Source organism: Streptomyces griseorubiginosus (assembly GCF_001514195.1).
Lineage (GTDB): Bacteria > Actinomycetota > Actinomycetes > Streptomycetales > Streptomycetaceae > Streptomyces > Streptomyces griseorubiginosus.
Genome location: NZ_KQ948750.1, coordinates 81,141 through 99,871, shown reverse-complemented (window position 1 = coordinate 99,871; position 18,731 = coordinate 81,141). Strand labels below are relative to the sequence as shown.

Genomic DNA, 18,731 nt, shown 5'->3' with positions numbered 1-18,731 from the left:
AGCCTCTTTCGCCGCGCGGCTCCGTCCGGCTGGTGGGATGGAACGACGGGCACTCACGTCTGCTGCGTCAGCCGGACCACGAAGAGTGCGAGTTGCAACCGAAGTCGACCGGACGGCGTTGTGACATCCCAGCCGAGCAGGCGTGGAAACTGGCTCACGCGCTTCTGCAGCGTGGAATGGTGGACGACGAGGATCGCGGCTGCCGTCCGCAGGCTGTCGCTGACCGCGACGGCATCGAAGGTCGGCAGCACCCAGGCTGCATGTCCCGCTGCGCGCTGCACCGCAAGCACATCTGGATGCGATCGCCATCTTTGGTGGGCTTCCGAGATCGTCTCGCCAAGCAGCAGAAGGACCCCAAGGTCATCGGCATGGACGACCCGATGGTCGTCGGCGTCGCTGGCGAATCGAAGTGCCAGTCGTGCGGCCTGCGCCGAGTCTGGTGCGTTCTTCACGGGTACTGCGGGCCCGATGCCGACGCGCTGTCTGGAATCTGCGACTGAGATCGGCTGCGCTGCAGCTTGTAGCTGGGCGGGACGACCCTCCCACGCGACCACGCGAACGAGCTGGCCCGCTGTGAGACCGAGCTGGCGTGCCGCACGCGCGCGGGCCTCAGGCGGGGCGTCCGCGTCGATCGCGACCTCAACGGTTGCAGGGTCGTTGCGGCTGATCGCCAGCCGGCCAGGCGTCCTCTCCAGCACGGTGCGTGCCGCTAGAAGGGCACGCTCAAGGATCACTGCGTCGACTGGTCCAGGCGGCGCGAGTCGTTCGATCCACAAGGTGACGGACGGATCAGGCTGGGACACCGACGCCCAGCCGGCCTCGGCTGGGCTGGGCTCGTCGTCCCGGCGACCGTCGGGAAGGATCCGAATGGCGCAACGCCAGCCGGGGATCATCATGCGCGCGGGTGCGCCGGACAAGACGGCGGCGCCGCGCACGACACTCTCCAGGCCACCACGGTGAGCCAGCAGCTCGTCGTAGTAGCTGACCACCCGCAGAGCGGAGCCGGCGTCAGGATCGAGCGGCGCGAGGCGACCCGCAAGCTCCTCCACGCCGCCACCCCCTCACCATGGGTCCGCTCATGGTTGGAGCAGTTGCTGTAGCCATTTACTTCTCGCATCCCATGTCCGCTGGGCGATGCGCGACTGTGGTGCTACCACCTCGTAGCCGTGGAACCCGCCCGGCCACACGTGCAACTCAGCGCTGCCACCTGCTGCCCAGATCCCTCCAGCATAGGCGACGACCTCGTCGCGGAACGTCTCGGCCGAGCCGACGTCCAGGAAGGCGGGCGGCAGCGAGCTGAGGTTGTCCGCCAAAGAGGGCGACTCGTAGGCACTGGCATCCGCAGGGTCCCGTCCAGGGCCGAGCAGACTCATCCAGCCGAGATCGTTGCAATCGCGATCCCAGGTATCGACTCCCGAGAGCTGATACGACGATCTTGTCGAGTTGCGGGCGTCGAGCATGGGTGTCATCAAGAGCTGTCCGGCGATCTCGGGACCACCGAGGTCTCTCGCCATCAAGCAGACAGCCGCGGCGAAGCATCCGCCTGCGCTGCTGCCCACCACGACGACTCCGTGCGGGTCGACATCGAACCGCTCAGCTTCACGCAAGAAGCCAACAAGCCCGTCGTAGCAGTCCTCGGCCGGGGCCGGTGACGGGTGCTCGGGAGCGAGCCGATACTCGACGGAGACGACCACGGCGCCGACAGGCCGAGCCAGTTCGAGCTGCTCCTGCAGACCGGTCCGACTGGTGCCGGAGATCATCCCTCCACCGTGAATCGCGTACAGCAGTGGTTGCGGCATTGCTGCGTCCGTTGTCGGCCGACACACGACCAACTCGATCAGACCCGTCCCGTCCGAGCGAGGCACGCTCATTCGCGTGACCGCGTACTCGCCCCCGTGGCTGAGGTCGTCGTCCGTGGGCTCAGTCGCGCCCGGAGAGTCACGAAAGGCCTCGACCAGCGCGGGCAGGCTCTCCGGCAATGGGCCGTGCCTTGCGAGTGCTGCAGCGATGACCTCGGTCGGGCTCTTGTTCGGGAGGGCCGCCAGCGCGGCGGCCACCTCGGGATCGAACGGCGGCGGCGGGCCGACCGGCGGTACTCTTCGCGCCCACACATCAGGTCCGACCAAGGCAAGCTCCTCGAGTTTTTTGCGTGCACTGCCTCCCGGGAGTGTCACATCCGCTGAGTCGATCGGGCCCCAGCCATTCGGCGATGCCATTCCGCCATTCGGCTGCTGCTATCCAGGCCGCTCGCATTGTTAGCGTCCTCGCGATGCGGAGGCGACCACAGTCGACCAATCCGGCCGACAGTGTCCTGCGTTAGTAACTGGCGAAGCCAAGGAGGCTCCGAAATGAAGACGATCGTGAAGGCGGCAGGGGTGGTCACGGCTGTTGCCCTCAGCCTGACAGCCTGCTCCAACCCGGGCCCGGGCCGGAATGACGGCGGCGCCGGAGTGACGGCTGACGGCACCGCCAAGGTGAAGGCCAAGGAGCTGACGGTGTGGACCAACGCAGCCGACACCCCCGCCATCCGTGATGTCTACAAGCGGTTCGGCGACAAGTTCGGGGTCAAGATGAACATCGTCTCGATCTCTGCCGACGCCTACGAGAGCCAGGTGCAGACCAAGTGGGCCAGCGGCGATCGACCAGACATCCTCGAGTACCACGCGACGTCCCTCTTCTGGGCCCTCAACCCTGCGAAGAACCTCGTGGACATGTCGCGAATGCCCTACGTGGCGAAGTCCGGGAAGATCTACGACGTCGCCGGCTCTCTTGAAGGGAAGGTCTACGCCGCGATCACGGACACTCCGGCGCTGATGGACATGTTCTACAACAAGAAGCTCTTCGAGAAGTACGGCCTCCAGGCACCCAAGACCTACGCCGACATCGAGAGCATCTGCACCACGCTCAAGAAGAAGGCCCCCTCGGTCGCCCCGATCTGGGAGAGCGGCGGCTCCGTTTGGCCGACGCAGATTTTGGGTGGGCTCATGTACATGGGCTCGGCCCAGAAGTCCGAGGACTGGGCCGACCAGGTCCTCAAGAAGAAGACCACCTTTGATGCCCCGGGCAGCCCGTACACAGCAGCTCTGGAGGAGTACAAGAAGCTCCACGACATGGGCTGCTTCAACAAGGATGCGACCACGGCGAAGTTCGAGGACTCGGTCAAGGCAGTTTCCGAAGGGACCGCGGCAATGGTCGCTCTCCACTCCGGTCTCATCTCGATGTTCAACGACCAGTTCGGCGGTGACACGGCCAAGACCGACGCGACCATCGGGTTCGCCTACCCGTCGGCGGACGGGGCGGTCAGCGCCTGGGCCCCGAACCTCTCTGGCACGTGGTACGTCCCGAAGACCGGCGACGGCGCCAAGGAGAGCACGGCGCTCGCTTTCATCCAATACGCCACTGGTGCGGGGTACCAGGACTACGTCAACGCCACCAAGACGTTCCCCGTGCTCGACGGTGCCACACCGCCGACAGGCGTTCAGGGCCTGGCACAGCAGGTCGCCGACGCCTACAAGGACAGCTCCCAGCTGGCGTTCAACTCCAACCTGATCGGCTACAACTCGCAAGGCGCGGCCTACCTGACCGGGATCCTCAGCGGCTCCGAGACTCCGGCCGATGCGGCCAAGAAGTCTCAGAAGGCGTTCGAACAAGCCGCCACCGCCGCCGGCCTTCCCGGCTGGTGAACGAAGGGCTGACCGTCTCATGACCATGAAAATCCAGCCGATGGTCGACAACGAGGCCGCTGACCCCAGCCGCAAGGCGGGGCGTCAGCGCCTCCGGGCCGACCGAGGCTCACCTCGCGGACTTCACCGTCACTGGTGGCCGTTCGCCATCCCCGCCGTGGCGCTGACCTGGCTCTTCTTCCTGATTCCGTTCGTTTTGAACATCCGCTTCGCCTTCACCCAATGGACGGGCTTCAGCGATGTCATCTCGTGGAACGGTTTGAAGAACTTCCGGGGCCTGATCGACCAGGGCATCCTGTGGAAATCCATCGAAGTCACCCTCGTCTACGCGGGCATCGCCATGGTGATCCAGAACGTCTTCAGCCTCGGCATGGCCGTGCTGCTGCAGCGGACCAATCGGATCAACTCGTTCTTCCGCTCGGTGTTCTTCCTTCCGGTCCTCCTGTCCCCGTTGGCGGCCGGTTACATCTGGAGCGCCATCCTTTCGCCTACCGGCCCGCTCAACAACGCCATTGGTCTCGTCTTCGGAAACTTCGACTACGCATGGCTGGGCCACCCCTTCGCAGCCCTCGCCAGCGTCGCGTTCATCGACGCGTGGAAATGGAGCGGCCTGGTGACACTCGTCTATATCGCCGGCCTGAACGCCATCCCGGATTCGCTCTCCGAAGCTGCCGTGATCGACGGCGCGAATGCCTGGCAGCGGTTCTGGCGGATCAAGTTCAGGCTGCTCGCGCCGGCATTCACCTTCAGCGTCGTCGTCACGTTCATCGGTGCCCTGGGCGCCTTCGACATCGTGCAGGCCACGACCCAGGGTGGGCCGGGCAACGCGACGACGGTCCTCAATATTGCGATGTTCAGCCAATACGCTGGGGGATTCTTCGGCACCGCTAGTTCGCTGAGCCTCGTCGTCACGATCCTAGTGATCGCTCTGGGGGTCCCCTTGATCGCGTTCCTCCGACGTCGAGAGGTCGAGGCATGAGTGCCGTCCCGTCCGAGTTGCCCGTGCAGGCCGACCGCCGGCGAGGAGGCACCTCCCGACGTTCGTCGCGGCGCCGCCGCGAACCGATGCGCGTCGCCGTCCTGACATGTCTCGCCCTGGTGTGGGTGGGCATCCCGATGTGGCTGCTTGTCATCAACTCGGCCAAGCCGTACACCGAGGCAAGTCATCTCAGTCTGAGCCTGCCGAAGCGGTGGATGCTGATCGACAACTACAAGTACGTCATTGAGAAGGGCAACTACCCGCAAGCCCTTCTCAACAGCTTGATCATCGTTGTTCCGACAATCGTCGTCGTCGTTCTCCTCGGATCGATGGCTGCGTGGGCGTTCGCGCGTTCGCGGCGGACCTCGATGAAGATCGTCTACAACCTGACCGTGCTTTCGGTGCTGCTGCCGCCGGCGGTTCTTCCCACCGTCTACATGCTCCAAGTGGTGGGGATCGATGGGACTCGCCTCGGGTATTTCCTGGTCATGACCGGCACGCGGCTCGGCGTGGTGGTCTTCCTTGCGACCGGATTCATCCGCGCCATGCCTCAGGACCTTGAGGAAGCCGCGGCCATCGACGGCGCGAGCAGGCTGCAGATCTACCGCGTCGTCGTCCTTCCCCTGTTGCTGCCGGTCCTGCTGGTCGGCTGCATCATCTTGATCATCACCATTTGGAACGAGTTCTTCTTCGCTTCGTTCCTCCTCCACGGCTCCGACAGCGCCACCTTGCCGCTCGCGCTGTACCAGTTCGCGTCGTCATCTGCTGACGTGGCCGCAATGCGCTGGGACCTCATCTTCGCCCACGTCGTGATGACCAGCCTTCCGGTGATCGTCGCCTACCTGTTCGTGCAGAGGCGCGTCGTCGCAGGGCTGTCGGAGGGAGCCGTCAAGGGCTGACGCACATCGCTTCAGCAAGCTGGTCAGGTCACCGGTATCGCGCGCCGGGCGCGTTGACCGTATCTCTCGACGCCCTCGTACAAGGAGTCAACCAATGCATTGGCGCGCTCGCATGATTGCACCCGACGGGCCGCTCGACGCTTCGCCCATCCTGTTCAAGGACGTCGAACTTGCCGGTGGGCACGGGTCCGTCGTCTCGGCCTCCCTGCACGCCTCCGCTCTGGGGATCTTCGAAGCCCGGCTCAACGGCGTTTCGGTCGGTCCCGATCTCATGAGCCCGGGATGGAGTGCCTACCAGTGGCGTCTTCGGTATCGCAGCTACGACGTCACCGACCGGCTTGATCAGTCAACCCGGCTGACATTGTCACTCGGCAACGGCTGGTTCCACGGCACCTTGGGTTGGGAGGGCCAGCGGCATTCCTACGGAACCCGGCTGGGTGCCATTGCCCAACTGGAGGTCACGTTTGAGGACGGGTACCAGCAGCTGATCGCCACGGACCGGAGCTGGTCGGCATGTGCCTCGGACGTTCTCGAGAACGACCTCTACAACGGCCAGACGATCGATGCGCGCCTGCGGCGCCCTGAGTGGGCCACGCCGGGCGTGTGCGTGCCGAACCAAACAGGCGTCGAGGAAATCGACTTCGACACCGGCAGACTCGCCCCGTACGTCGGGCCTCCGATTGTGCGTCGGGAGATCGTGCGCCCACGTCAACTGACACGGAGGCCGGACGATGGAGCGGTCATCGTCGACTTCGGGCAGAACTTGGTCGGCTGGACGCGATTCCGGGTGCGTGGGGAGCCAGGGCGGGCCATCACGGTGCGGCATGCCGAAGTGCTCGACGGTGATCAGCTGAACGTTCGTCCGCTGCGAAGTGCTCGGGCCACCGACCGATTCGTCCTCAGTGGCGGGGATGACTCGTTCGAGCCGACGATGACCTATCACGGATTCCGGTTCGCCGAGGTCTCGAACTGGCCCGGCGAGCTCACGCCCGATTCGATCGAGGCGGTCGTCGTCCACAGCGATCTCAGCCGCATCGGTCACTTCAGGTGCTCTGACCCAGACCTGAACCAGCTTCACAGCAACGTCGTTTGGAGCACGAAGGGCAACTTCTTCGACGTGCCTACTGATTGTCCCCAACGAGACGAGCGACTCGGCTGGACCGGGGACATCGCCGTGTTCGCGCCAACCGCCGCGTTCCTCTTCGACGTCCAGGACTTTCTGGAGGATTGGCTCATCGATCTCGGCCTCGAACAGGAGCACCGCGACGGCATGGTCCCGATGGTTGTCCCCGACCCACTCAAGGAATGGCCGATCCCGCCCGGCCAGTTCTCCGAACCTGACAGCACTGCCATCTGGTCCGACGCAGCCGTCTGGGTGCCCTGGGCTCTCTTCTGGGCCTATGGGGACTCGGGCGTGCTTGCCCGACATTACGACTCGATGGCAGCACACCTCCGCCACGTCGAAGGCCTGCTGTCGACCGATGGAACGTGGTCGGAGGGCTTCCAGTTCGGTGACTGGCTCGACCCGCTCGCCGACCCGCACGAGCCATGGAACGCTCGCGCGGATGCGGCCGTCGTTGCGACCGCCTGCCTCTACCGCACCTCGACGATCCTCACCCAGGCGGCAACAATTCTGGGCCGAGCCGAGGACGCGACCGCCTTCCTGGCCCTTGCAGAGCGCACCCGAGCTGCCTTTCACGCGGCGTATGTGACCGACGAAGGCACCATCACCAGCGACGCTCCCACGGTCTACGCCCTCGCCATCACCTTCGGCCTCCTCGAGGGACAACTTCTCGAGCGCGCCGGAGAAAGGCTGGCACGACTGGTTCGCGAGGCCGACCACCACGTGTCCACGGGCTTCGCCGGCACTCCCTTCATCAGTGACGCGTTGACTCGAACGGGCCACCTGGGCGACGCCTACCACATGCTCCTCAAGCGCGATTGCCCTTCGTGGCTCTACCCGGTCTCGCTGGGAGCGACCACGATCTGGGAACGCTGGGACTCGATGCTGCCGGACGGCTCCGTGAATCCGGGCGAGATGACCAGCTTCAACCACTACGCCCTCGGCGCAATTGCCGACTGGATGCACCGCACCATCGGTGGAATCACCCCCCTTGAACCAGGCTATGGTCACGTCTTGATCGCGCCGCAACCTGGCGGCGCGCTCACCTGGGCCGATTGCGCTCTCGAGACCCGCAGCGGTCGGATATCGGTCCGTTGGAGACGCGAGACCGAGTTGGCGCTCGATATTGAACTACCGCCCGGCGTCAGTGCCGTCGTGCGAGTCACAGGCCATCCCGACCTACAGCTCTCGGCGGGGCCGGGCGGCCTCCAACACACCGCTCGCTTCTCGGCGGATCGGGCCGCGCACGAGACTTCCAGTGCACCGGGAGTTCCCGATGCCACGCGATGACACGACGGTCCACGGGTCCACGGAACGTTGTGCGGACGGCCGGCCATCATGGTTGGACAAGAGCTTGTCCGCGGAGGATCGCGTGGCCGCGATCATGGAGGATCTTGAGTTCGACGAGCTCGTGTCCATCGTCTGCCACAACTTCACTCCCTTCCTGGAGCGGGGAGTCCCAACCCCGTCCTACACCGATGGCCCCTGCGGTCTTCGAGATGTGGAAGGCGGGACGGCCCTGCCCGTCGGTATCGCGCTGGCGGCCACGTTCGACCCGGCAGAGGCCTACGACTACGGACGCGTCCTTGCCGCGGAGGTCAAGCACGCGGACCGCAACTGTCTCCTGGGACCGAGCCTGGACATCGCACGTGACCCCTCTGGCGGAAGGCTCCCCGAAGGCTTCGGCGAGGCACCCGAGCTGGTCGCCTGCATCGGTGAGGCCTACGTGCACGGGGTGCAGGACAACGGCGTCCTCGTCATGGTCAAGCACTTCGTCGCCAACAACTTCGAGACTCGCCGGACCGGGTGGGGCCCCTTGTCCGAGCGCAGCGACAGCGTCGACGTCCGTCTCGAAAAGGCCGCCCTCTGGGAGACGTATCTCTGGCCGTTTCATCGGGTCGCCCAGGCCGGCGCAGGGGCCTTCATGGGGTCCTACAACCGGTTGAACGGCCGTTACACCTGCGAGTCGGGCGACCTGTTGGACATCCCGAGAATTCGCTGGAACTGGCCTGGATTCTTCATGCCCGACTACATCTTCGCGGTCCGCGATGTCGAGTCGGCCTGGCGCGCGGGGTTGGACCTGCCCGGGCTCGGTGGCGACTTCGGCCGAACGGCCGAGATGGTCCGTCGTAGCGGCATCGATCCTGCTGCTTCCGTCCGTCGCATCGCTCAAGCGATGATTGCCAGCGGGGCGGCGGACAGCGTCAGGGCGACCAGCAGTGGTTGCGCGTCCACCACGAGTCATCGCGGCCTCGCCCGTCGTGTGGCCACTCGCGGGGCGGTGCTGCTCAAGAACGCCGGAGGCTCGCTGCCGCTCGACGGCACCGTCGGCTCGATCGCCGTCGTCGGCCCCTCCGGTCTCGACGCGCTGTACGTGATGGGCGGCTCTGCTTCGGTCCCCCTCGAGGAAGACCGAGTCGTCACGCCCCTCGCCGGCCTGCAAGCCCGGGCCGCCGAGCGGGTGCGCGTGGCAGTCGCGCAGGGCAGCCTCGGGGATGCTCCCTTGCCTGACGTTCCTGCGGAGGTCCTCACGACACCGGATCGTGGCAGTGCCGGTGTCGAGCTGGTGGTGTCCTACGAGGACGAGCAGGGAGTCGAGCGGGAGCGCCGAGAGATTCTCCCGACGATGTCGCTCGTCGGTGCGCCCGAGGGAGTGACGGGTCCCTGGACGGCCAGGCTACGCACGATGTTGACCGCCGAGGAGGGCGGCGAGTACCGACTCTCGCTGCTCGTGGCCGGTCATGCGGAGCTGGCTGTGAACGGGACGATCATCATGGCGGGAGCCCGGGAGGCAATCCGCTTTCTCGGTGGTCCGCTTCTCCCGCTTCAGGCCGTTGTCGACCTGCCCGCGGGTCAAGCCACGCTGCTCGAGCTGACCTACGAGCTCGGCCCGGCGGTCGAGCCGGCCGAGGTCGACCCCGCGCCCGGGGTTCGGCTCGGGTGGCAGCACATCGCGGCCCTGCATGAGGAGGCGGCCGCGGTGGCGGCCGGTTGCGATGCGGCGATCGTCATCGTGAACGCGGCATCGGGGGAGGGGATGGACCGCACGGGCCTGGGCCTGCCCGGCGATCAGGACGTCCTGGTCGAGCGGATCGCAGCGGTGAACCCCCGGACGATCGTGGTCCTCAACACCCCCGGGGCGGTCCTGATGCCCTGGATCGACAAGGTCGGGGCCGTGCTCGAGATGTGGTACCCCGGCGAGCAGTTCGGTCACGCGCTCGCGGACATCGTCTTCGGCGATGTGGCGCCCGGCGGGCGTCTTCCCGTCACGTTCCCGGTGGCGACCTCTGATCTTCCGGGTCGTTCGGACACCGGTTCGTCCCCCGAAGCAGTCGCCTACGACGAGGGAACCCTGGTCGGGTACCGCAACCTTGCCGCCGCCGACAAGCCGGCGCTCTTCCCCTTCGGCCATGGGCTCTCGTACGGCGTCCACGAGAGCGAGCTGATCGGGGCGCACGTCGAAGGAACCTCGGTCCGCCTCCGCCTACGGGTAAGCGAAACGTCGGGACGGCCGGCAGACGCCACGATCCAGGTCTACGTGCGACCGGAGGCGTGGGACACCGAGCCGCGGCGACTCGTCGCGTTCCGCCGCGTGCCGCTGGCCCCGCACGAGCGCGCGGAGGTCACCGTCGTGGTGGAGTCGCACGCCTGGTTGTCGTACGACGACGGTGCCGACGACCTGGTTCCCAGGGACGGGACCTTCGAGCTGACGGTGGCCGACGACGCCGAGGACCCCGGAATCGCGATCTCCATGCACCGCGCCGATGGCGCACTGTCCGTGCTTCACCACTGATGAAAGTAGGTTGCTGTGCAGCTCGACCCGTTCCTCGCCGCGAAGGCGCATCTGCTCGAAGGCCTGTCATGGGACGATCACGACGACCCGGCGGCGGCCGAACGCTTTGCCGAGTTCGAGCTCGACCCCGCCGCGTGGGTGACGCCACCGGGCGTCGTGATCGAGGACCATACGATCGACGGCCCGCACGGTCCCGTGCCTCTCCGCAGCTACAAGTCGCCAGCGGGCCAGGAGGCTGTGCTGGTCTGGCTCCACGGTGGCGGCTTCCACGCCGGTGACCTCGAGATGCCTGAATCGCACGTCGTGGCAGCCGAGCTGGCGGCCCGAGCGGCCGTCACCGTGGTCACCGTCGACTACCGGCTCGCGCGCGACGGCGTGCGATTCCCGGTGCCCGTCGACGACGCGGAGGCGGCGTGGTGCTGGGTGGTCGACGAGGGCTTTCCGCAGGCCGGGTCCTACGCGCTCGGTGGCGCGAGCGCCGGTGCCACACTCGCGCTGTCGACCACTCTTCGCCAGCAAGCCTCGGCGCGCCGGCCGGACCGGCTGCTGCTGGCGTACCCCTTCGCGCACTTCCCGGTGCCTGCGCTCGACACCGCCAGCGCCGCCGCCATGCACTTGTTGCCGTCGGCGATGCGTTTCGAGCCGGCGGCGATAGCGGAGGTCGTGCGCAACTACATCGGGCGGATCTCCCACCTGCCTGCTGAGGCGATCCCCGGCGCAGCCGACCTCTCGGGCTTGCCGCCGACGAGCGTGGTGCTCAGTGAGCTGGACGGCCTACGAAGCTCGGGAGAGTTGCTCCTCGAGCAGCTGGCCGAGGTGGGGGTGGCCACTGACGCGCACCTGGCCACCGGCATGCCCCACGGGCACCTCAACCGGACTCCCTCGCTGGGGGAGGTGGACGTGTCGCTCGAGTTCTTCGCGGGCGCTCTGCGAGACATGGCCCGGATGCGTCCCACGACGCCCCGATCCGGGGAAAGGCTCTGACACCAGAAGGTTCGAACAGATCGCGGAGCAGCTCGACCAGCTCGCGATCGAGATGCGGTCATGGGCCTACGGCAACTCCGGCACGCGCTTCAAGGCCTTTGGCAGCCCGGGCACCCCGCGGCAGCGTCGAGGAGGAGATCGCCGACGCTGCCGCGGAGCACCGGCTTGGCGCCCACCATGGCCTTGCCGCATCCCGTGCGACCTGGTCGACGACTTCAAGGCGCTGCGAGCCTTAGAGGTCGTTATCTCCTGTTGTTTCATCCCGGATTGCCCGTGTGAGGAGCGGATCCGTGAAGCGGCCTGAACGTGTTGGTGTCATCGGAGTGGGCGTCATCGGGGCGAGTGTGGGCTGGAACCTGTCCCGGCACGGCGCCGAGGTGGTCTTCATCGACGCAGGCCAGCCGGGCGAAGGCGTCACCAGCTGGTCTTTCTCGTGGGTCAACGCGAGCAGCAAGACCGCGCGCAAGTCCTACTTCGACTTGAACGTCGCGGGCATGGCAGCTCACCGTGAGCTTGCCGGGACCATCGGGCCGGACTCGTGGTGGTTTCCCAGCGGCCACTTGCGCTGGGCAGATGATCCCGCAGCGGAGGCGAAGTTCCTGGAGACAGCCGAACTGCTGGCCGGCTGGGACTACCGGGTCGAGAGGTACAAGGGGGCCGAGGTCCGCAGCCGTTTCGAACCGGCTCTCACGGTGCCCGACGATGTACCGGTCCTGTTCTACCCCGACGAAGCCTGGGTGCACGGACGCCATCTTGTCGGCCGCCTGGTCGGCCAGGCCGTCGCATCCAGTGCCGAGCTCCGGTCCGGCAACGCGGTATGCGACATCGGCACCGATGCCGATGGAAGCATCCGGTCAGTTGCTCTGTCCGATGGGAGCCGTCTCGACGTCGACATCGTCGTGAACGCGGCGGGGCCCAGCGCATCCCACGTCGCAGGGCTCGTCGCACGGCGCTTGCCGATGCGCCGGGAACCGGGCGTCGTCGCCCGGATCGAGTGTGCTCAGGTCCCCGTTCACCGGGCCATGCACGCGCCTCACATCGAGATCCGTCCTGCCGGAGACACCTCGGTCGTCCTCCACAGCCGCGTCGCGACGTGTGCCCGGACACCGGCCTGGCCCGCCTGTCCTACGGCCAGGCCCGCGCGCTGTCGGACGAGCACACCGCGCTGCGCGGCCCCGGGAGCGGATGGGACCTGTACGAGTACCGCCATTCCGCCCTGACCCACCTGGGCGAGCAGGGCGCCTCGCTGCTGATGCTCATGGCGAAGTCCCGGCACAAGAAGCCGGAGAACGTCCGCCGCTACTTCAAGCCCTCGCCGGAGGCGATCGCCGAACTCACCAGCCTGCTCGCCCCTGGTGACACCCGACGGTGACCGTTCCGGTCGGGATGATCACCGTCACACGCAGCGGGGTCTGGGCGGCGGGTCACGCACTCGACGGCCATCGCTCGGCCACGGTCCTCGGCGTCCTGGGCGAGGTAGTGGAGCCCTCGTCACCGGTCGCGTCCACGATCCGGTGCAACAGTTGCGCCCGCCGTCCTAGGCAGGCCAGGTGTTCGTCGGCGGTGGCGCCCTGGTGGTGCTCTGCCTCTCCCCTGAAGGCCGACCAGCTCCGCGACCAGGGCTTGGCCCCGGCGCTCGTAGTCGGTGGACTCGGTGGCGACCTTCCCCGCCTCGGCCACCAGGGCCTTGCGTCGGGCTGCCTGCCTGCCTGCCTGCCTGATCTGCGCGGCGCGAGCCAGGACGCCGGCGACCGCGGTCGCGCTCAGCCGACCCGGTTCAAGATCTCGGAATCTGGTAGCGGGACGTCTCGTTCTCGTACGCGTCCACGATCGTGTCGAGCACTGAGCTGTCGTCGGGTGGGTCGATCTCCAGCTGGAAGACGGTACTCATGCGGGCAATGAGGAAGTAGAAACCAACCATGATGACGGTCTCGACCAGTTGCTGGTCGGTGTAGTGGCCGCGCGCCGCCTCGAAGATCTCGTCCGACATCTCGGTTGATCGCGCGGCGCTGTCGGCGAACAACAACAGAGAGCGCTGAGGCTCGGTGATCTCGTTGGAGGTGAGGTCGCGGGCGGCCAGCGCGTCGCGCTGGGCGTCGGTGACTCCGGCCGACCGCGAGATGGAGATGTGTTGCTCCCATTCGTACGGGGCCGAGAACGTTACGCCGCTGTTCATGATGACGAGCTCGCGGTCGACCGCGGGCAGTGACCCTGCGGCGAACTGGGCAGCGCCCAACCTGTTGACGAGGGAACCGATGTCGGGTGAATGCCTGAGCATGCGGACGATGTTGACGACAGTCCCCTCGTCCTCGGAAAGTTCCGGGTAGCCGATGCGAGCCATAGTTGCCTGCCTTTCAGGTCATGGGTGGTCGATGTGATCGGCCTGCCATGTCGGCCAATTCGATTCAGACCGCCCGAAGCCCATGTGCCGTCGGCCGGTGCGGCCGTCGCGTGTGCGGTGGACGCCGCTCCGGCTCATCTCGCACACTGCCGGTTGGCGCATGGTCGTTTGTCATGGAAGTCCCGGGCGTCGTATGGACACGGCGCCGACTGGAGTTCCGCCTCACCAGGGGGAGTTCATCTCCCTCGGGACGGCGGATGCTCCTGTGCTTGTCAAGCTGTAGGAGCGAGGTCGGTTTGAGTGATTCGTTCCGTTGGCGTGGCGGTCAGAGCGCGATAGACCTCGCGGGCGACGAATCGCTTGAGGCAGCCCATGATGGCCTTTCTGTTGAGCCCTTCTTTGGTGCGGCGTTCGACGTAGCGGCGGGCGCGTTCGTTGAAGCGCAGGCGGACCAGGACGATGGTGTCCAGGGCGTTGTTCGCCGCCCGGTCGCCGCCGCGGTTGAGCCGCTGGCGGTGTGTGCGCCCGGAGGAGGCAGGGATCGGGGCGACCCCGGCCAGGTGCGCGATGCCGCCTCGGAACGCATGCGTTCGGGGTTGTCGCCGGCCGACGTCGGCAGCTGCCCGGCGGTCTCGGGGCCGACACCGAACAGTTTCAGCAGCGCGGGGGTGGCCTGCTTCACCAGCGGCTCGATCTCGCAGTCCAACTGGGCGATCTCCTCGTCCAACACCTCGTGACGGCGGGCCAGTCGGCGCAGGGACGCCCGGGTCGCCGCCAGCGGGTGGGACAGGTCGTCGCCGGGCCGCAGCCGGGGCGAGTGTGCGTATCAGCACGGCCCGGTCCAGCCCGGCGACCTGCTCGCGCAGCATCGCGGGCGCGGAGACAAGCAGGCCGCGGATGTGGTTCATTGCCTGGTTGCGGGCTCTGACGGCGCTGCGGCGGGCCATCCGCAGGACCCGCACCGCCTCGACCACGCCGTCCCGACTTTGGGGACGCCGGTCGCCCGGCCGCACAGTACGGCCGTCGCGGCGGCGTAGGCGTCGATCGGGTCGGACTCTCCCTTGCGCCGGCGGGTCTTACGGTCGGGGCGGTTCACGTCGGTGACAGTGACACCGGTTGCGGTGAGAACCCGCGCCAGTTCGGCCCCGTAGGCGCCGGTGCCCTCGACTCCAACCGTCAGCTCGCCGTGGGAACGCATCCAGTCCAGCAGATCGCGGTAGCCACGAATACCGGCGGGGAACTTACGGTCGGCCAGGTGCCGGCCGATCTGGTCGATCACTGCGGCGTGGTGGGTCAAGCCGTGGGTGTCGACTCCGCCGGTGATCTCCCGGGCTGCGTGCGTCATGCTGGTCGTGTCCGTCCTTGCGAGTCCGTTCCGAGGGCGGCACGCGCCGGTCGGGCGGGGTGGACAAGACAGTGACGGGGCTTCTGGACCAAGCTCCCATGAGGTCACAAGCGCCCGTCCGCCGCGTGCATGGCGGGCCCGCCGATGAACCGACAAATCCCCAACAGGACAGTCGATGACGTCAGTCAGTAGGCGAGTCAGGCTCATCAGAGGAACCACCAGCGACATCTTCACTGTCAGTAGTAGATCGGACCGAGGGCACCACCGCTGGCGATGATCGGGTCGCCGTTGAGCGCGACGCTGCGCGGGCTGGCCAGAAACGCGATCACAGCGGCGACCTCGTCCGGGGTGACGATCCGGCCGATCGAGATCGCCGCGCTGAACTCGCGTTCGACCTCCTCCAGTGTCAGCCCGCGGGCCTCGGCGTTGGCCGCGAGCGCCTTGGTTCCGGTGTCGCTGCTGGTGGCGCCGGGGTGTACGACGGTGACATTCACGCCGCATGGGCCCAGTTCGTCGGCGAGGTTCTTGGTCAGCGCGGCAACGGCGATGTTGCGTACCGAGCCGGTCACCGAACCGGTGCACCGCGCGGCGATGCCCCCGACGTTGATGATCCGGCCCCAGCCTCGCTCGACCATGCCGGGCGCGAACGACCTGGCACAGCGGAGATAGCCGCGTACCTTGACATTGATCTCCGCTTCCAGCGCTGACTCCGCGATCACGCCGGGGTTGGTCATGGCCGCATTGTTGACCAGGACATCGACGCCGCCCAGTTGTTCAATGGCGGCTGCGGCCATGGCGGCTACCGAGGCGTCGTCACCGGTGTCCGCGCCGATCCCGATCACGCGCGCCCCGGTGTCGGCGGCGAGCGCAGTGGCCTGCTCGACTGCCGCCTGCGCGTTGCGGCCGACAAGTGCGACATCGGCACCCTCCTGGGCTAGGGCTCGGCCCACCGCCAGGCCAATGCCCCGGCTGCCGCCGGTGACCACCGCGCGTTTGCCCTTCAGGTCCAGATCCATGGCGTGCTCTCCTCATTTTGATCACCATCTCGCCCGAGGCTGTGGCGCCAGCCGAGTTCGGCTGCGGGCGGCCCGGGGCGGTTTTTCTGACATTCACTCAGCGCGATGCGACCGGGACTGTCCCGTTAGGATGGTCCGTTCAGTGCGGGCAGCGACACAGCGCCCGAAGGGCCATGGCTGCATATCGGCGCCAGAGCACAGGGTCACGTTCTTCCAGTCGCACCAGTTGCAGTGCGGCACCGCACAGGAGCACACGCAGGTCCAGCGGCGCGGCGGCCTCTCGGAGTTTCCCGGTCGCCCGAGGGGTCTCCATGAGTTCGACCAGGGGCGGCGCGGACGGCGGCCGCCTCGGCGGGCAGATGGGGCGAGAACGGTGTGGCCGACAGGATCTGGGCGTCGACCCCTGCCGCGTCCATCTCAGCGAACCGGGCGGCCAGTTCCTCGTCGCTCGCTCCGGCGCCCAGACCCCGCTGGGCTTGCGTGGGCACGCCGCCTCCGTCCAGTCGCTCCAGATAGTGCTGGCTCCACAGGTGAGCGTGCGCGTCGATGCGCATGGTTTCTCCTCATTGGTTCGTGTAAGAGGTCGCGTCGATAGGCGCGGTGGTGGCACCCCGGCAGCAGGACAGGCACAGATCTTGGCGATCATGGAGTTGCGAAGATGCTGCAACTCCTGCGGTTCGGCAGCTCCTACCAGGCGATCGCCGACACGACCTGCTCGGCCGCCACGATCCGCACCCGCCCCGGCAGGTGGATCCGGCTTGGCGTCTTCGCCCAGCTCAAGCACATCGTGCTCGAGTCCTACGACCGCATCGTCGGCCTCTCAGGCTGCTGCTGCGGTGGCGTCGCGGTGGCGTTGGGCGGCTGCTGGGAAGAGGTTGAAGGCGCGGTGGCCGAGTTCCTCGACTTCTTGCGGTGCGAGGACGTGGGAGTTCAGGAGCGCGTCGATGTTGCGTTTCATGTTGGTCTCGTTCGAGCAGGGGACTCCGGCGTCGGCGCCGTAGACGATGTGGTCGCGGGGCACCATCGTGACTGCTGCGGCAAGGTTGGCGTCGGTGCCCGACGCGGCGGTGTCGAGGTAGAGCTTCGCCAGGTCGGTGCGGATGTCGTCGGCGGTCAGGCCCAGCGGGTTGTACACGTACTCCTCCGCCCCCAGCAGCCCGAGGCGGCCGGAGAGCGCGGGCAGGGCGCCGCCGCAGTGGGCGAGGACGACCGTGAGACGGGGGTACCGGCGGAAGAATCCTGTGTAGAGCAGGTCCACGACGGTCCGGGTGGTCTCGAACGGAAACTCGACCAGGACGGAGGTCTGCCGGAACACGGGCGCTACGGCGCTCGGATGGACGAACAGCACGGCCGAACGCCGGTCGAGCTCCTCCCACATCGGCGTCAGACGTGGATCCCCGAGCGGGATACCCGCCCAGCGGGTGAACAGCAGGTAACCGTCGGGGTGTGTCTCCGTGTCGCCGCGCGCGATCTCGGCCAGAGCCGCGTCCGGGTCGTCGGTGGGCAGACAGGCGAGCAGGCCGAAGCGGCCGGGGTGGTCGGCGACGAGCTGGGCGCCGTAGTCGTTCCAGGCGCGCAGTTGCGGCAGTGGGGCATCGAGTAGTGCCGGGCTGAGCATCTGCGTGGCGATGCCCAGGCGATCCATGGTGGCGAGCGTCGTCTCGGGTTCCCAGTGGTGGGGCTCGGGGGTCAGCAGGTGTGCGTCCCTCAGCTGGCGCCACTGGGCCTCACGTGCCTCTTCCGTGGTCGGTGGGGTGAAATGCGCGTGGATGTCCACCCAGCCGTTGACCTTGTCCATGTGTGTCCTTACCTCAAATTAAATTGCACTATGGTGCAACAAGCTCGATGGTTGCACGGGAGTGCAATAATGTCCACATGAGGCAGACGGAGGGCGAGACGCAAGACGGGAGGACGCGCAATGCCCAGGCCAACCGGGAGCGCGTCTATGCGGCAGCGATCAAGGTGTTCGCCTCGCGCGGCTACGACGCCGCCACGATGGACGAGATCGCGGCAGAAGCTGGGGTGGCACGGCGGACCGCGTTCAATCACTTCCCCGCGAAGTCGGACATCGCCACTGAGTGGGCCGTACGAGGCGGGGAATCGGTCTTCGCCCTGGTTCGCGACGTCGACAGCATCACCTCTCCCGCAGACCGGGTGCGGGCATATTTCCACGAGTTGGCCCTGATGGCGGAGCGGGACTGGGATGAGACCCGGCAGATGACAACCGGACTGCTGCGCGGACACGGCGTACCGCCCCACCGCTCGCGGCTTTCCGTGGAACTGCGTGACTGGCTGCATGACTGCCTACGGGAACGGCCGGGCGACGGACCGACGCCCTCTGCCGATCCCGCCCTGACCGTGGACGTGCTCTACGACGTCTTCCAGGGCGCAGTCATGCGACGTCTGTCCCAAGAGGCTGCGCCGCACGGGGCGTTCACAGCCGAGGTGGACGCCGCGATCGCGCTCGTGCTGGCCGGATTCGCGAGTGATGCCGGACACGCATAGGCAATTGGTTGGGACAGATTGTTGTGTGGGGCCTGGCGCGAATTCCAAGAAGGCAGTCACGTC

Annotated in this window: 13 protein-coding genes and 3 pseudogenes; 10 read left to right on the top strand and 6 right to left on the bottom strand. The window is 67.0% G+C overall.

Translation table 11 applies throughout. From position 1 onward, the window contains the following. Positions 1-53: 53 nt before the first annotated feature. Positions 54-1,049, bottom strand: coding sequence for a helix-turn-helix domain-containing protein (locus AQJ54_RS41525; protein WP_062246667.1), 996 nt, complete (start codon positions 1,047-1,049; stop codon positions 54-56). A 27-nt stretch (positions 1,050-1,076) separates the two neighbouring features. Further along, a complete protein-coding gene (locus tag AQJ54_RS41520; protein ID WP_079070297.1) occupies positions 1,077-2,216 on the bottom strand; it encodes an alpha/beta hydrolase in 1,140 nt (379 codons plus the stop codon). Between the two features lie 132 nt (positions 2,217-2,348). On the opposite strand from AQJ54_RS41520, the gene AQJ54_RS41515 reads away from it, so the two are divergent. From AQJ54_RS41515 to AQJ54_RS47275, 8 genes and pseudogenes are all read left to right on the top strand, one after another. Then, positions 2,349-3,683, top strand: a complete 1,335-nt coding sequence (locus tag AQJ54_RS41515) for an ABC transporter substrate-binding protein (RefSeq protein ID WP_062246663.1) — start codon at positions 2,349-2,351, stop codon at positions 3,681-3,683. Between the two features lie 19 nt (positions 3,684-3,702). After that, complete coding sequence (locus AQJ54_RS41510; protein ID WP_079070296.1) at positions 3,703-4,662, top strand: carbohydrate ABC transporter permease; 960 nt, start codon at positions 3,703-3,705, stop codon at positions 4,660-4,662. After that, a complete protein-coding gene (locus AQJ54_RS41505) occupies positions 4,659-5,561 on the top strand; it encodes a carbohydrate ABC transporter permease (RefSeq protein ID WP_079070295.1) in 903 nt (300 codons plus the stop codon). The genes AQJ54_RS41510 and AQJ54_RS41505 overlap by 4 nt, the downstream gene beginning before the upstream one ends. 112 nt (positions 5,562-5,673) lie before the next feature. Then, positions 5,674-7,974: an alpha-L-rhamnosidase gene (locus AQJ54_RS41500; RefSeq protein WP_062246722.1), complete on the top strand. Its 2,301-nt coding sequence runs from the start codon at positions 5,674-5,676 to the stop codon at positions 7,972-7,974. Positions 7,975-8,056: 82 nt separating this feature from the next. Next, positions 8,057-10,477 (top strand): beta-glucosidase family protein, encoded by a 2,421-nt coding sequence (locus AQJ54_RS41495; protein WP_159055660.1) that lies wholly within the window; start codon positions 8,057-8,059, stop codon positions 10,475-10,477. 15 nt (positions 10,478-10,492) lie between these two features. Next, the gene (locus AQJ54_RS41490; RefSeq protein ID WP_062246661.1) at positions 10,493-11,461 is read left to right on the top strand and encodes an alpha/beta hydrolase fold domain-containing protein; all 969 of its coding nucleotides are present in this window, start codon (positions 10,493-10,495) and stop codon (positions 11,459-11,461) included. Between the two features lie 275 nt (positions 11,462-11,736). Further along, positions 11,737-12,486, top strand: a pseudogene (locus AQJ54_RS44640) (NAD(P)/FAD-dependent oxidoreductase); the annotation flags it as partial. Positions 12,487-12,554: 68 nt separating this feature from the next. Next, the gene (locus AQJ54_RS47275) at positions 12,555-12,833 is read left to right on the top strand and encodes a hypothetical protein (protein WP_428843824.1); all 279 of its coding nucleotides are present in this window, start codon (positions 12,555-12,557) and stop codon (positions 12,831-12,833) included. A gap of 405 nt (positions 12,834-13,238) precedes the next feature. Here the strand turns inward: AQJ54_RS47275 and AQJ54_RS41480 are convergent, their stop codons facing one another. The 3 genes and pseudogenes from AQJ54_RS41480 to AQJ54_RS41470 all read right to left on the bottom strand — a co-directional run bounded on the left by AQJ54_RS41480 (position 13,239) and on the right by AQJ54_RS41470 (position 16,163). After that, on the bottom strand, positions 13,239-13,802 hold the full coding sequence (locus AQJ54_RS41480) for a carboxymuconolactone decarboxylase family protein (RefSeq protein WP_062246659.1): 564 nt from the start codon (positions 13,800-13,802) through the stop codon (positions 13,239-13,241). A 272-nt stretch (positions 13,803-14,074) separates the two neighbouring features. Continuing rightward, positions 14,075-15,147: pseudogene (locus AQJ54_RS47935) on the bottom strand (IS110 family RNA-guided transposase). A 236-nt stretch (positions 15,148-15,383) separates the two neighbouring features. After that, a complete protein-coding gene (locus tag AQJ54_RS41470) occupies positions 15,384-16,163 on the bottom strand; it encodes an SDR family NAD(P)-dependent oxidoreductase (RefSeq protein WP_062246658.1) in 780 nt (259 codons plus the stop codon). Positions 16,164-16,818: 655 nt separating this feature from the next. Here AQJ54_RS41470 and AQJ54_RS44630 point away from each other — a divergent pair. Continuing rightward, a pseudogene (locus AQJ54_RS44630) lies at positions 16,819-16,983 on the top strand (IS5/IS1182 family transposase); the annotation flags it as partial. Here AQJ54_RS44630 and AQJ54_RS41465 read toward each other — a convergent pair. Then, a complete protein-coding gene (locus AQJ54_RS41465) occupies positions 16,984-17,961 on the bottom strand; it encodes an amidohydrolase family protein (protein WP_062246656.1) in 978 nt (325 codons plus the stop codon). It abuts the pseudogene before it with no gap. A 77-nt stretch (positions 17,962-18,038) separates the two neighbouring features. Here AQJ54_RS41465 and AQJ54_RS41460 point away from each other — a divergent pair, with 77 nt between their 5' ends. Next, the gene (locus AQJ54_RS41460) at positions 18,039-18,668 is read left to right on the top strand and encodes a TetR/AcrR family transcriptional regulator (protein ID WP_062246654.1); all 630 of its coding nucleotides are present in this window, start codon (positions 18,039-18,041) and stop codon (positions 18,666-18,668) included. The last annotated feature ends 63 nt before the right edge of the window (positions 18,669-18,731 follow it).